The sequence below is a fragment of the Methylomarinovum caldicuralii genome, from assembly GCF_033126985.1.
Lineage (GTDB): Bacteria > Pseudomonadota > Gammaproteobacteria > Methylococcales > Methylothermaceae > Methylohalobius > Methylohalobius caldicuralii.
This window is the reverse complement of the sequence record NZ_AP024714.1, coordinates 2,214,770-2,228,373: the sequence shown is the minus strand read 5'-3', so window position 1 is coordinate 2,228,373 and position 13,604 is coordinate 2,214,770. Positions and strand designations below refer to the sequence as shown.

General features: G+C 66.1%; 14 protein-coding genes and 1 CRISPR repeat array (1 of these 15 cut by a window edge). Of the genes, 10 read left to right on the top strand and 4 right to left on the bottom strand.

The genetic code is table 11. The annotated features are described in order from the left end of the window. Positions 1-33: a CRISPR direct-repeat array (repeat unit 28 nt; unit sequence GGCTCCCCCGCGCCCGCGGGGATCGACC) (it extends 2,067 nt beyond the left edge of the window). Positions 34-103: 70 nt separating this feature from the next. Further along, positions 104-1,423 carry an IS4 family transposase gene (locus tag MCIT9_RS11325; RefSeq protein WP_317706681.1) on the bottom strand — a complete coding sequence of 440 codons (1,320 nt, stop codon included), beginning with the start codon at positions 1,421-1,423 and terminating at the stop codon, positions 104-106. Between the two features lie 431 nt (positions 1,424-1,854). On the opposite strand from MCIT9_RS11325, the gene MCIT9_RS11320 reads away from it, so the two are divergent. Next, positions 1,855-2,493, top strand: a complete 639-nt coding sequence (locus MCIT9_RS11320; protein WP_317704989.1) for a hypothetical protein — start codon at positions 1,855-1,857, stop codon at positions 2,491-2,493. Positions 2,494-2,590: 97 nt separating this feature from the next. Here the strand turns inward: MCIT9_RS11320 and MCIT9_RS11315 are convergent, their stop codons facing one another. Beyond that, positions 2,591-3,868 carry a hypothetical protein gene (locus MCIT9_RS11315; RefSeq protein WP_317704988.1) on the bottom strand — a complete coding sequence of 426 codons (1,278 nt, stop codon included), beginning with the start codon at positions 3,866-3,868 and terminating at the stop codon, positions 2,591-2,593. 72 nt (positions 3,869-3,940) lie between these two features. Here MCIT9_RS11315 and alaC point away from each other — a divergent pair, with 72 nt between their 5' ends. The 9 genes from alaC to MCIT9_RS11270 are packed head-to-tail and all read left to right on the top strand — an operon-like array spanning position 3,941 to position 11,417. Further along, positions 3,941-5,125, top strand: coding sequence for an alanine transaminase (gene alaC, locus MCIT9_RS11310; RefSeq protein ID WP_317704987.1), 1,185 nt, complete (start codon positions 3,941-3,943; stop codon positions 5,123-5,125). A 28-nt stretch (positions 5,126-5,153) separates the two neighbouring features. Then, a complete protein-coding gene (locus MCIT9_RS11305) occupies positions 5,154-5,342 on the top strand; it encodes a type II toxin-antitoxin system HicB family antitoxin (RefSeq protein ID WP_317704986.1) in 189 nt (62 codons plus the stop codon). A 15-nt stretch (positions 5,343-5,357) separates the two neighbouring features. After that, positions 5,358-6,668 carry a homoserine dehydrogenase gene (locus MCIT9_RS11300; protein ID WP_317704985.1) on the top strand — a complete coding sequence of 437 codons (1,311 nt, stop codon included), beginning with the start codon at positions 5,358-5,360 and terminating at the stop codon, positions 6,666-6,668. A gap of 4 nt (positions 6,669-6,672) precedes the next feature. Further along, positions 6,673-7,743 (top strand): threonine synthase, encoded by a 1,071-nt coding sequence (gene thrC, locus MCIT9_RS11295; RefSeq protein ID WP_317704984.1) that lies wholly within the window; start codon positions 6,673-6,675, stop codon positions 7,741-7,743. Next, the gene (locus MCIT9_RS11290; RefSeq protein ID WP_317704983.1) at positions 7,740-7,973 is read left to right on the top strand and encodes a DUF433 domain-containing protein; all 234 of its coding nucleotides are present in this window, start codon (positions 7,740-7,742) and stop codon (positions 7,971-7,973) included. Before thrC ends, MCIT9_RS11290 begins: the two co-directional genes overlap by 4 nt. Positions 7,974-7,975: 2 nt before the next feature. Beyond that, entirely contained in the window at positions 7,976-8,344 is a 369-nt protein-coding gene (locus tag MCIT9_RS11285; RefSeq protein ID WP_317704982.1) for a DUF5615 family PIN-like protein, read from the top strand. 6 nt (positions 8,345-8,350) lie between these two features. After that, the gene (recJ, locus tag MCIT9_RS11280; protein ID WP_317704981.1) at positions 8,351-10,051 is read left to right on the top strand and encodes a single-stranded-DNA-specific exonuclease RecJ; all 1,701 of its coding nucleotides are present in this window, start codon (positions 8,351-8,353) and stop codon (positions 10,049-10,051) included. Next, complete coding sequence (nadC, locus tag MCIT9_RS11275) at positions 10,051-10,878, top strand: carboxylating nicotinate-nucleotide diphosphorylase (RefSeq protein WP_317704980.1); 828 nt, start codon at positions 10,051-10,053, stop codon at positions 10,876-10,878. Before recJ ends, nadC begins: the two co-directional genes overlap by 1 nt. Then, entirely contained in the window at positions 10,875-11,417 is a 543-nt protein-coding gene (locus MCIT9_RS11270) for a hypothetical protein (RefSeq protein WP_317704979.1), read from the top strand. The genes nadC and MCIT9_RS11270 overlap by 4 nt, the downstream gene beginning before the upstream one ends. Here the strand turns inward: MCIT9_RS11270 and MCIT9_RS11265 are convergent. Next, positions 11,414-11,779 carry a YraN family protein gene (locus MCIT9_RS11265; RefSeq protein ID WP_317704978.1) on the bottom strand — a complete coding sequence of 122 codons (366 nt, stop codon included), beginning with the start codon at positions 11,777-11,779 and terminating at the stop codon, positions 11,414-11,416. The two genes, MCIT9_RS11270 and MCIT9_RS11265, sit on opposite strands and share 4 nt — an antisense overlap. Continuing rightward, complete coding sequence (locus tag MCIT9_RS11260) at positions 11,757-13,604, bottom strand: penicillin-binding protein activator (protein WP_317704977.1); 1,848 nt, start codon at positions 13,602-13,604, stop codon at positions 11,757-11,759. The genes MCIT9_RS11265 and MCIT9_RS11260 overlap by 23 nt, the downstream gene beginning before the upstream one ends.

Here is a 13,604-nt window from a genome sequence, read left to right as displayed (position 1 = left end):
TACGGGGCTCCCCCGCGCCCGCGGGGATCGACCGGCGTGCTGGCGGCGCGGCGGATTCCTTAAAGCCACCCTATTACCCGTATCTTCCCCCTTCTCATAGGAATCAATGTCTTATCCGTTTTCTCTGAGGGAACTTGATCTCGGCCGCCCGGATGGCGGTCACGGCCTCCACGTAGGCGCTCAGTTTGGTCATGCCCTGCCACAGGGCTTTGGGACCGGGCGGGGGATCGTTCTTGCGCCCCAGCCAGCCGCCAAAGCCGGCCACGATGCGGACGATGGTGCCCAAATCCGGCGGCGTCGCGGGCGGCGGGGTGCGATGGTGGATGGCCCAGGCGGTCTGCCATTCTTCGACAGAGAACACCACTTCACAGCACCACTCGGGATGTTCCCGCCCGAGCGTCATCAGCATCAGGATGCGCCAGGCGACGATCAGATACAGCACCAGGGCCCGTTCCAGGCGTTCCCGGGTGCGAAGTTGCAGGGCTTCGATGCGGCAGCCGCTTTTGAGGATGCGGAAGTAGACCTCGATCCACCACCGTTTGCGGTACCATTCGATGCGCGCTCTGGCCTGTTCCAGGGTGGTGATTTCTTCGTTGGTGATCAGGCACCATTCGACCGCTTCCTGGCCTTCGGGGGGCGCCTCTTCCCGGGCCAGGATGACGGTGACTTGGGGACCCGGGCCGCTTCGGGTCTTCAGTTCGACCCGGGCGAGCCGGATTGTTTGTGTGACCTGCCGGGCCGGGCGGTTGCCGCCGGCCGGCAGGTCAAAGGCGATCGTCCCCAACACCGGCTGGGCTTCGACCGCGGCCCGCAGTTTGCCATCGAGGGGGTCATTGAGCTTACGGTCGTGCTGCACCCGGATCAGGTAATCGGCGGCAAAGCCCAGCTGTTCGGCCCGGTCGATCAGGGCCCGAAGGTCACCTTCGCGGTCGGCGACATACACCAGCCGGGTCTCGGGCGCCAGGGCGGCCATCTCGGCCACCCGCTCATAACCTTCCACCCAACGCAGGCTTTCGGCCAGGTCCGGTTCCCCCTTGGGCAAACGCGCCCAGTGCCAGCAGTCGGTCACCCCCAGGGCCACGCCCGCCTCACTGATCACCAGCGTCGGATGCAGGTACAACCCCTGACGCTGCTCGTAATTCAGCCGTCCCAACCCCGCCATCGACGGCCGCCCGGAATAATCCAGCTCGGTGGTGTCCTGCAGGCACAGCACCCGCGACTGCTGCCGGATCCGTTCCAGGGTCGGCACACTGTGGGCCCGCAACACCTCCCGAAAATCCAGCCTGGCATTGTCCAGCAGCCGGTAGGCCGCCTTGGTCTCCGCCCAGCCACCCCCGCAGACGTTGGGAACGCTCGCCATCGGATCGCTTGCCATCGCTTCTATCACCCGGCACAGCCGCCGGTTCAGGCGGGCATCGCCCAGCGCCAGGGAAAAAATTCTTGTTCAGCCCAGCTCATGTCAACGCCTATCCAAAGAAATCAATATCTTACTACAGGGGCGAGAGATGTGGGTAATAGGGTGTCCTTAAAGCGGCTCCCCCGCGCCCGCGGGGATCGACCCGTCACGCTCATCTGGAACGTTCTCCACCCCCTGGCTCCCCTGGGGGCAAGATTCAATAAGAGTTGTTCCCGGGTGGTTATTGGCGCTGGAAATCATTTGTCACTTGGTTTACGGGTAAGGATCGGAATAGCCGCTGTGCAAACAATGCCTGGATTCTCTCTGCCCCCATGCCGAACTAATCATTTGACCGGTGGGAAAGCGCCGACTTGGAGCTCTGGCCTTATCAAACCAGGCGGGTTAAGATGCGGAATATGAAAATCCCTGAAGAGATTATCCATCTCCTGGAAGCGCATTTGGAGCCGAAAGAAGCGGTCAGAGCGATCAACGCCCTGAATGACCTGCTTTTCAATTTGGAGAGTCGGTTTCAGGCGCAGCAGCTGCGCTTCATGGAGGAACTGAAGGTCTGGTTGAGCACCGAGCTGGCCACCAAGAGCGAGGTGGCCAGTATTGAAGTGCGGATCAGGGAGGACATCAGTGCCCTCAAGGAAAGGATGAGCGCCATTGAGGAGAAAATGGCAGCCACGGCCACCCGGGAGGATTTGGCGAGGATCGAAGGCCGGATGGAATCCCTGGCCGCCAAGGATGCGCTGACTAAAGTGGAAAGCTCCCTGCGGGAGGATCTGGCGAGGATCGAAGGCCGGATGGAGTCCCTGGCCACCAAGGATGCGCTGACAAAAGCGGAAAGCTCCCTGCGGGAGGATCTGGCCAAAGTGGAAAGCTCCCTGCGGAAGGATCTGGCCAAAGTGGAAAGCTCCCTGCGGGAGGATCTGGCGAGGATCGAAGGCCGGATGGAGTCCCTGGCCACCAAGGAGGAATTGGCTAAGCTCAACACAAGGATGATCGTGGGCTTCCTGATCCTGCTGTTCACGATCATCTTTCTCAACCAGAACGCTCTGGAATTCATCGCCCGTCTTGTCGGGTTGGTGAAATGAATTGCTCCCGCCAACCCGGTGCAATATAGAAATTTCGTGCTTTAGCGGAACCCTACGCAAGGATAAATTTAAGGCTGGCGTTCGTACCCGGACCCAACTAGAACATCCCTGCCACCCATACCGTTACCTGATTTCCGTACCCCGTCCCACCTCTCTGAAGGCCAAAGTTGTGGGCGTAGTCCACGACCAGTAACAATCGGCCGGGCAGGCCGGTGCTCAGGCGCATGCCAGCGAAGGGCATCAGGGTGTTGTGGCGCTGGCGTTTGCCGTGGCGGTATTGGATAGGGTCCAGATGGGCGGCGCCGCCGTAGAGGTGGACGAAGCTGAAGAAGGTGGGGGCGAAGCGGTATTCGCCGTAGCCGATGGCATAATGGCGGGGGAAGAATTCCAGGTAGGCCGCGCCCGGGAGAACGGGAAAGCCGGTGGTGTGGAAGTCCATCCCCAGGGGGTTGACGCCGCCGCTCAGACGGCGGGTGATGCTGCGGTTGAAGCGGTCGGGGTGGTGGGTGATGCCGGCGTTGACGGCGGCGATCAGGCGATGGCGTCCGCTGGCGAAGGGAACGGGCAGGGCGGCCAGGGCGTAACCGCTTCCTGTCAGGTAGTGGCGGTGACCGTTTTCCCGTCTGTCCACGCCGAAATCCCGCCAGCGTGCCCGCCAGCCCCATGCCCCGTCGGCACCGAAGGCGAAGCCCCGGTCCGGCAGGCTGAGGAGGTTGCGGCGCAGCCGGTCCCAGCGCAGTTGCAGCCGGGAACGCAGTTCGAAGGTGTCCTTAGGCGGCTTGAAGCGGTTGGCGTGGTCGCCAAAGTAAAGCAATCCCGGTTCCACGATCAAGTCGGCGGCGGCCATGTTGTCTATCGCCGGACCCACCTGGCGCCGGTAGCCAAGGCCGATGCCGGGGCGCACGTATCCCCATTCAACTTCGCCGTCCTCGTCCTCCTCGCCCTCGATCAATTCCGCCTGCTGCAGCTTGGGCAGGGTATAACTTTCGAAGCTGGTGACCCATTCGAAAGGCGAACCGTCACGGAAGGCGTTGGCGTAGAACAAATGGTTGTAAACCAGGGCAATGTTGCCGTAGAGGAGGTGGCTGGGGTCAGGACGGCGCCACAGGTACAGGGAAGCGATCGGGTCAGCGGCACGCTCGCCGGGGGTGGGGAGGTTGATGGTGGTGCCAAGGGTCCAGGCGTTGAGACGGCGGCGGTCGAAGCCGGGGAAGCGGATCTCGCGGCCGAGGAAACGGGTGTGGAAGGGCTCGCCCAGGGCGGGGGGCTGGTCCGCCAATGCCGCCGCCGGCGTGAAGCCGCCGCTGGGCTGCGCCGCCAGCGCCGCACTGAACAGAGCCGCCGCGATTCCGTGAAACCAACGCCTTTTCGCCATCGTCTCAACTCCTGTTTGACAGTTGCAAACCACCCAAGTAACTTTAACCCATTTATCTCACCGACTAAACGGATGGAAGAATTCCAACGCATCAAGCGCCTGCCTCCCTACGTCTTCAACATCGTCAACCAGCTCAAGGCCAGGCAGCGGGCCGCCGGCGAGGACATCATCGACTTCGGCATGGGCAACCCGGACCAGCCGCCCCCGCGCCACATCATCGCCAAGCTGGTGGAGGCAGCCCAGCGCGACAACACCCACCGCTATTCCCTGTCGAAGGGGATTCCGCGCCTGCGCAAGGCCATCTGCGACTGGTACGCGCGCAAGTACGACGTCCAGCTCGACCCGGAAACCCAGGCCATCGTCACCATTGGCTCCAAGGAGGGGCTGGCCCATCTGGCCCTGGCGACCCTGGGGCCGGGGGACGTGGTGCTGGTACCCAACCCCGCCTATCCGATCCACCCCTATGGCTGCGTTATCGCCGGGGCCGACATCCGGCACGTGCCGCTGACCTCGGGTCGGGATTTCTTCGAGGAGCTGGAGCAGGCCATCGCCGACCTGTGGCCCAAGCCCAAGATGCTGATCCTCAACTTCCCCGCCAACCCCACCACCCAGTGCGTGGATCTGGATTTCTTCGAGCGCGTGGTGGCCATCGCCCGCGAGCACCGTATCTGGCTGGTGCACGACATCGCCTATGCCGAGATCGTCTTCGACGGTTACCAGGCGCCGTCCATCCTCCAGGTGCCGGGGGCGATGGATCTGGCGGTGGAGTTCTACTCCCTGTCCAAGACCTACAACATGCCCGGCTGGCGGGTCGGATTCATGTGCGGCAACCGCGAACTGGTGGCGGCTCTGGGGCGGCTCAAGTCCTATCTGGACTACGGTATGTTCACCCCGATCCAGATCGCCGCCATCACCGCCCTGGAGGGTCCCCAGGACTGCGTGGACGAGATCCGCGCCATGTACAAGCGCCGCCGCGACGTGCTGTGCGAAGGCTTGAACCAGCTCGGCTGGGAGGTGGAGAAGCCGAAGGCCACCATGTTCGTGTGGGCCCCGATTCCTGAAAGCTACCGGGCCATGGGGTCGCTGGAATTCTCCAAGAAGCTGCTGCTGGAGGCCAAGGTGGCGGTCTCCCCCGGCGTCGGCTTCGGTCAGTATGGGGAAGGATTCGTGCGCTTCGGCCTGATCGAGAACGAACACCGCACCCGCCAGGCGATCCGCGGCATCCGCCATATGATGCGCCGGGACGGGACGTTATAATGCTGCCCAGGAACGGGGGAAGATAACCGTGTTTCGCATCGAATTGGAGCAGGAGCAGGACGGACGCTGGATTGCCGAAGTTCCAGAGTTGCCTGGTGTCATGGTCTATGGGAAAAACCGCCGTGAGGCCATCGCCAAAGCTGAGGCGCTGGCATTGAGAGTGCTGGCGGACCGGATCGAGCATGGTGAGGAGATTCCGGCGTTGGTTTGTGATTGATAAGGAGTGAGGACATTGGAACCGGTCAAAGTCGGCCTTCTGGGGCTGGGAACTGTCGGCGGGGGCACGGTCAACGTGCTGGCCCGCAACGGCGAGGAGATCGCCCGCCGCGCCGGCCGGGCGCTGGTGATCGCCAAAGCCTTTACCCGCAGTCCGGACAAGCCGCGCATCTGCGACCTGTCCGGGATCGAGTTGGCGACCGATCCCTGGCAGGTGGTGGACGATCCTGAGATCGCCATCGTCGCCGAACTGATCGGCGGCACCGACATCGCCCGCGAGCTGGTGTTGGGCGCCATCGAGCGGGGCAAGCACGTGGTCACCGCCAACAAGGCGCTGATCGCCCTGCACGGCAACGAGATCTTCGCCAGGGCCTCGGAAAAAGGGGTGATGGTGGCCTTCGAGGCGGCGGTGGCCGGCGGCATCCCCATCATCAAGGTGCTGCGCGAGGGGCTGGCGGGAAACCGCATCGAATGGCTCGCCGGCATCATCAACGGCACCGGCAACTTTATCCTCACCGCCATGCGCGACCAGGGGCGCGACTTCGACGATGTCCTCGCCGAGGCCCAGCGTCTCGGTTACGCCGAGGCCGATCCCACCTTCGACGTGGAGGGCATCGACGCCGCCCACAAGCTCACCATCCTCGCCGCCATCGCCTTCGGCATCCCGCTCCAGTTCGACAGGGTCTATACCGAGGGCATCACCCGCATCACCCAGGAGGACGTCCGCTACGCCGAGGAACTGGGCTACCGCATCAAGCACCTGGGGATCGCCCGCCGCCGCGAAAACGGCGTGGAGCTTCGGGTCCATCCCTGCCTGGTGCCGGCCCGGCGCCTGCTGGCCAACGTGGACGGGGTGATGAACGCCGTGGTGGTCAAGGGGGATGCCGTCGGCCCGACCCTCTACTATGGCCCCGGCGCCGGGGCCGAGCCGACCGCCTCGGCGGTGGTGGCCGATCTGGTGGATGTGGTCCGTACCATGACCGCCGATCCGGAAAACCGCGTCCCCCATCTGGCCTTCCAGCCCGACGCCCTCTCGGACCTGCCGCCCCTCCCCATGGCTGCGGTGGAGACCGCCTATTACCTGCGCCTGCGGGTGGCCGACCGCCCCGGGGTGCTGGCCGACGTGGCCCGCATCCTCGCAGGCGAAAACATCAGCATCGAGGCGGTGATCCAGAAGGAGCCCCAGCTGGGCCAGACCGACGTGCCGCTGATCTTCCTGACCCACCGGGTGCAGGAGTGTGCCTTCGACGCCGCCCTGGAACGCATCACCGCCCTCGACAGCGTCAAGGCCCCGCCGTACCGTATCCGCCTGGAAACTTTGGAGTGAATCCGTGACCCGTTACACCGGCCTCATCGACCGTTACCGCGACCGTCTGCCCCTGCAGCCCGCCACCGTCCCGGTCTCCCTGTGCGAGGGGGACACGCCCCTGATCCGGCTGGAGAACATCCCCAAGCTGATCGGGCGGAATGTGGATCTGTACGTCAAGTTCGAGGGGCTCAATCCCACCGGCTCCTTCAAGGACCGCGGCATGACCGTGGCGGTGACCCGCGCGGTGCGCGAAGAGGGCAGCCGGGCGATCATCTGCGCCTCCACCGGCAACACCTCCGCCTCGGCGGCGGCCTATGCGGCCCGCTGCGGCATCAAGTGCTTCGTGCTGATCCCGGAAGGCAAGATCGCCCTCGGCAAGCTGGCCCAGGCCCTGATGCACGGGGCCGAGGTGATCCAGATCCAGGGCAACTTCGACGACGGCATGCGCATCGTCAAGGAAATCGCCGACCACGCCCCGGTGTCCATCGTCAACTCCATCAATACCTACCGCATCGAGGGCCAGAAGACCGCCGCCTTCGAGATCGTGGACGCCCTGGGGGACGCCCCCGACTACCACTGCCTGCCGGTGGGCAACGCCGGCAACATCACTGCCTACTGGAAGGGATACAAGGAATACCACGGCGACGGCGTGGCCTCGAAGCAGCCGGTGATGTGCGGCTACCAGGCCGAGGGGGCCGCGCCCTTCATCAAGGGCGCGCCGGTGGCACACCCGGAAACCGTCGCCACCGCCATCCGTATCGGCAATCCCCAGTCGTGGGAGGGTGCCCTGACCGCCCAGCGCGAATCCGGCGGCTGGTTCGAGGCCTTCTCCGACGCGCAGATCCTCAAGGCCCAGAAGCTGCTGGCCGACCGCGAAGGCATCTTCTGCGAGCCGGCCTCGGCCACGTCGATCGCCGGCGCCATGCACGATCTGAAGACCGGCAGGATTCCCGAGGGCAGCACCGTGGTCTGCACCCTCACCGGCAACGGCCTCAAGGACCCGGACACCGCCATCCGCCAGTGTCAGGTGGCTCCGGCTGCGGTCCCGGCAGATCTGGAGGCGGTGAAACGGGCGATTTTGGAACGGCTATGAAACGCTTTGAAAGGATTACCCTCGATCCCAAAGTCATGGGTGGAAAACCCTGCATTCGCGGAACGCGCGTGACCGTAGGGAATATCGTTTCCTTGCTGGCGGCAGGGCATAGTGAGGCGGAAATCCTGAAGGCTTACCCTTATCTAGAAAAAGAAGACATTCGCGAGGCGTTGGCCTATGCTGCCTGGCGCGCCGAGGAAATGGACGTCGAATTAGAGGAAGCTTCCTGACGGTGAAGTTACTTCTGGATATGAATTTGCCGCCAGGTTTTGCAATTCAACTTCAGGCGCGAGGATGGGACGTTGTTCACTGGATTGAGGTAGGGCGGCCTGAAGCGGATGACAGAACGATCATGCGTTATGCAGCGTGTCATGGCTATGTGGTTGTCAGCCATGATCTAGATTTCGGGGCGTTGCTGGCAGCAACCCAGGCAGAGGCCCCAAGTGTCATTCAATTACGTGTTCAGAATGTGCTTTCATCGGTGTTTTTGGAAACTTTAGATGAGGCGCTTCGGCGTTTTGCTCCCCAATTGGAACACGGTGCCTTGATTGTGGTAGAACCCTCGCGCTCGCGGGCCCGTGTTCTGCCTTTGTTGGGATGATGGCCAATGCGTAAGCGCCGATTGCGGCTTCGGCCCCTGCCGGATGAACCACATGATCTTCCTTCCCACCTCCATCCTGTCCTGAAGCGCATTTATCTGGCCCGAGGGATACGCCGGGCGGAGGAACTCGCTTACACCTTGAAGCGCCTGCCGCCGCCCGGCACGCTAAGCGGTATAGAAACGCTGACCGCGCGCCTGGCGGCGGCCATCGAGCGGGATGAGGCCATTCTGGTGGTGGCCGATTACGACGCCGACGGGGCGACCGCCTGCGCCCTGGCGGTGTCAGGGCTGCGGGCCCTGGGCGCCCGGCGGGTGGATTTCATCGTCCCGGACCGTTTCAAGCTCGGTTACGGCCTGACGCCCGGTCTGGTGCGGGAGGCGCTGGCCCGCCGCCCCGACGTGCTGCTGACGGTGGACAACGGCATCGCCAGCCTTCAGGGGGTGGCGGCGGCCAAGGAAGCCGAGCTGGACGTACTGATCACCGACCATCATCTTCCCGGCGAGGCGCTGCCTGAGGCCGACGCCATCGTCAATCCCAATCTTCCCGAAGATGCCTTCCCCGGCAAGGCCCTGGCTGGGGTGGGAGTGATGTTCTACGTCCTCATCGCCCTGCGGGCAGAATTGCGGGCGCGGGGGCGGGCGGCGGAGGTCAATCTGGCCGACTGGCTCGATCTGGTGGCACTGGGCACGGTGGCCGACGTGGTGCCCCTGGATACGGTTAACCGCATTCTGGTCCACCAGGGCCTCGAACGGATGCGGCGGGGGCGGCTGCGGCCCGGCATCCGGGCGCTGCTGGAGGCGGCCGGGCGCAGCCTGGCGGACCTGGTGACCAGCGACCTGGCTTTCGCCGCCGGCCCCCGCCTCAACGCCGCCGGCCGCCTCGAGGACATGACCGTCGGCATCCGCTGCCTCCTCAGCGACGATCCAAACGCGGCCCGCCGGCTGGCCGCCCGCCTCGACGCCCTCAACCGCGAGCGCCGCGACATCGAGGCCCAGATGCAGGCCGAGGCCCTGCAGATTCTGGACAGCCGCGACTGGGACGGGGGCAACGCCGCCATCTGTCTTTACGATCCCGGCTGGCACGAAGGGGTGGTGGGGATTCTGGCCTCGCGGATCAAGGACCGCACCGGCAGGCCGGTGATCGCCTTCGCCCCCGGCGAGGACGGCCTGCTCAAGGGGTCGGCGCGCTCGGTTCCGGGGCTTCACATCCGCGACGTGCTCGCCGCCATCGATGCCGCCCGGCCGGGTCTGATCGCCCGTTACGGCGGCCACGCGATGGCGGCGGGTTTGAGCCTGGCACCGGAGCATCTGGACCGTTTCGCCGCCGCCTTCGAGGCCCAGGTGGCCGCCGCCGGAATCGCCGCCGATGAGATCCTGGCCACCGACGGCACCCTCGCGCCGCCGCAGTTTTCCCTGGAGCTGGCCGAGACCCTGCGCCGGGCCGGCCCCTGGGGACAGGCGTTTCCGGAGCCCCTGTTCCACGGCGATTTTGCCGTGTGCCAGGCGCGCATCGTCGGCGAGCGCCATCTGAAACTGACCGTGGTCCCGCCCGCCGGCCCGGCTCTGGACGCCATCGCTTTCAATCTCGACGACCCGGCCGCCTGGCTGGAGTGTGCCCAGCTGCGCCTGGCCTATCAGCTCGACGTCAACGAATTCCGCGGCCGCCGCAGCGTCCAACTGAAAGTCGATTATCTGGAGCCTTTGTAATGATCGTCGATCGCGAGCAGATCCGGGCCTGGCTGGCCGAGGACGTGGGCAGCGGCGACCTCACCGCCGCCATCATCCCGCCGGAACGCCGCGCCCGGGGCCGGGTCGTCACCCGCGAGCCCATGGTGCTGTGCGGCCGCGACGGATTCGAGGCGGTCTTCGCCGAGGTCGATCCCGCCTGCCGCATCCACTGGGAGGCGGCCGAGGGGGAGGCGGTGGCCGCCGATGCCGTCCTGTGCCGGCTCGAAGGCCCGGCCCGGGCGCTCCTGACCGCCGAGCGCACCGCCCTCAACTTCCTCCAGACCGTGTCCGCTACCGCCACCGTCACCCGCCGTTACGCCGGGGCCGTCGCCGGCACCGGCGCGGTGGTGCTCGACACCCGCAAGACCATTCCGGGGCTTAGGCGCTGGCAGAAGTACGCGGTCGAGGTGGGCGGCGGGGTCAACCACCGCATGGGGCTGTACGACGGCATCCTCATCAAGGAAAACCACATCGCCGCCGCCGGTTCCATCGCCGCCGCGGTGCGGCAGGCCCGGGCCCTGGAGACCGGGCTGCCGGTGCAGGTGGAGGTGGAATCCCTGGCGGAGCTGGAAGAAGCCTTGGCAGCCGGCGCCGACATGATCCTGCTCGACAACTTTTCCCTGGAAGACTTGCGGACGGCGGTGCGGCTGAATGCCGGGCGGGCGCTGCTGGAGGCTTCCGGCAACATCGGCCTCGACAACATCCGCGAGGTGGCCCTGACGGGGGTCGACCGGATTTCCGTCGGCGCCCTGACCAAGCACGTGCGGGCGGTGGACCTGTCGCTGCGCCTCACCCTGGCGGAATGAGCAGGTCGCGCTGGAGCCGGAATTTCGTCTTCCCACTGTTCACCGTCACGGCGGCGGTCCTGGCGGTGGCTTTCTGGCTGTGGCCGCCGCTGCTGGTGGGGCTGAAGCAGTACTGGCTCTGGGTGCTGTCCGTGGGTGTGGTGACGGTGCTGCTGGTATTGCTGCAGGCCAAGCGCGGGCTGCTGTCCCCGGCGCGGTGTTACGATCTGCTGCTGTGGGCCTCGCTGTGGCTGTGGCTGGGCGGTTGGCTCAATGTGTTCTTTCCCGAAGCGCCGCTGTTCAAGATCTACCCGGTCTATTTCGTGCTTCTGGACGTATTCGTCGGCCGCTTCCGCTTCGCCGCCGAAATCGGCTTCGCCGATCCCAAGGAGCGGGAACTGGTGGAAACGCTGCTGCGCCAATGGTGGTTCAGCGCTCCGGTGTGGGCCGGCATTGTGCTGCTGTCCCTGCTGTTTCCCCAGCGCTATCTGGTTTATCCGCTGGCGGTGAGCGTGCTGACCCTGCGTCTGTCTCTGGGGTGGGTGCTGGAGGAGGATTAACCCTTGCCCTCGATGGCGTTGCGGATCCATTCGATCCGGTAGCCGTCCCGGTCGGGGGTGAGGGCGACCACGTCGAAGCGCGCCGGACAGTCTCCGTGGCGGGCCAGGAACAGCGCGGCCCCCTGCCGCAGCCGCCTCTGTTTGCGGCGGTCGATGGAGGCGGGGCCGTCGGCGAAGGGGTTGGGACGGCGGCAGCGCACTTCCACGAACACCAGCCATTCCCCTTCGCGCAGGATCAGGTCGATCTCCCCGCCGCGCCAGCGCCAGTTGCGGGCGACCAGGGTCAGGCCCCGGCGCTGCAGCCAAGCCAGGGCCGCGTCCTCCGCCGCCCTGCCGATATCACTGGGGGCGCGGCGCGGCATCGGTGAGCGCTTCCGGCGCCAGGCCGTACACTTCCGGCACGCCGTGGCGGAATTCGGCGCAGGTCAGGCGGCGGCGGATGCGGCCTTCCGGGCCCAGGCTCAGCAGGCCGGTCGCGCCCTGGACCGGCTGCTGGTCCACCAGCAGGGTGAAGGGCAGCTGCCAGGCGTCCATCCCCAGGGCCGCCAGGCGCAGCCAGCCGCCCGAATGCAGCCCGTGCTCGGCCTCGAAAGCGTCCACGGTGGGAAGGTTGCCGACATCGCCGCCCAGCAGCCAGGGAATGTCGCAGAAACGGATGCCGTCCAGATCCTGGTCCCGCTGCGGGTCGGGATGGCCCTGGTAGATGTCGCGGGTGGCGTAGACCGGAAGGTGCTCGGCGCGGTGGAACCGCAGCTGCGGGCGGATCAGCCGCCCTTGGCCCGGATCGGCCTGGAGGAAGATGAAATCCGCGTCGCGCCGTACCCGGGGCTGGAATTTCACCTCCCACACGACTTTGCGCAGACGCCGGTAGCGGCGCTTGCTTTCGTCGATGTTGAGCACCTTTTCGATCGCGGCGGTGTGATCGGCCTGGGCGGGATCGTAGCGGGCCGTTTCCAGCAGGCGGCCGCCCAGATTCTCCCAGGTGGCGGCGAAGTGGCCGCCGATGCGTTCCCCCGTCGGCGTGTCCGGCAGCAGCGCCAGGGCGCGGCGGTGATCGTGCATCCAGGCGCTGGCGGCGACCTGCTCGATGCTCTCTTCGGGAGCCAGCGCCAATTGGTAGAGTCCGGGGCGGGCTGTCTGCGCGAGCCGGTTGAGCGCCAGCACCGGGGGATTGAAGCCGGCCAGCGCTGCCAGGCGTTCCAGCTTGGGCTTCAGCAGCGGGCCGAGGACCATCTGCGCGCCCTGTTCCGCCGCCTGGCGGTAAAGCGTTACCGGATCGCCGGATTCGCTGTCGTAAAGCACAAAATCGGCCTCCCAGGCCGTCGGCTGGCGGCGCAGGGCTTCGATGCCGGCCAGCACCGCCTCGCCGGCCTGCCGGTAGGGGCCGGAGGTTGGCAGCAGGGCGGCGATCTTTTCCGGCCGCTGCAGCGGCGGGGCCAGGGTGGTCAGATAACGTTCGAGAAAGCGATGGCGGTCGGCCGGATGATAGGGATGGCGGCTGCGCCATTCGGCGACGGCGGCATCCAGGGCCGGTGAGCGGTTGGGATAGCGGCGCAGGATCCGGGCCAGCTCGACCCACCCGGCCAGTTCCCGGTCGCCGCTTTGGGCCAGGGCCTGCAGCGATTCCTCCGGCAGATGCAGCAGCGCTTCGAGGATGGCGGCGTTGTTGTCGCTGACCGAGCGCGGGTCACGCAGGAAACGGGCCAGGACGACGCGTTCGCGCACCTGGCCGGCCAGGTCGCCGGTGAGGGCGTAGGCGCGGGCCTTGAGTTCGTGCAGTTGCCGCTGGCGGATGGGCGGCAGCCGGCGCGGGTCGATGCGTTCCAGATGACGCAACGCCAGTTCCGGCCGTTCCGCCGCCAGCGCCAGGCGGGCGCTGAGGAAGGCGTAATCGAGCTGTTCCTCCGCCGGCAGGCGGGCGGGTTCGATCGTCGCCAGCAGCCGGCGGGCGTGGGCGGTTTCCCCGGCCCGGTACCAAGCCTCGGCGGCGTAAAGGCGCGCCCGCAGGCTTTCTGCGGGCGGCAGGTTTCCGGCCTGGCTTTCATAGAGCAAGGCGGCCTGGCGGTACTGGCCGGCCTGGTACAGGTTTTCCGCCTGGCGCAGGGGCGACGGGGGGGCGGGGCGGTGGGGGACGGCGCAGGCGCTCAGCAGTAACGCCCCCAGGCCGGAAAGCAGCAGACGGCGCAT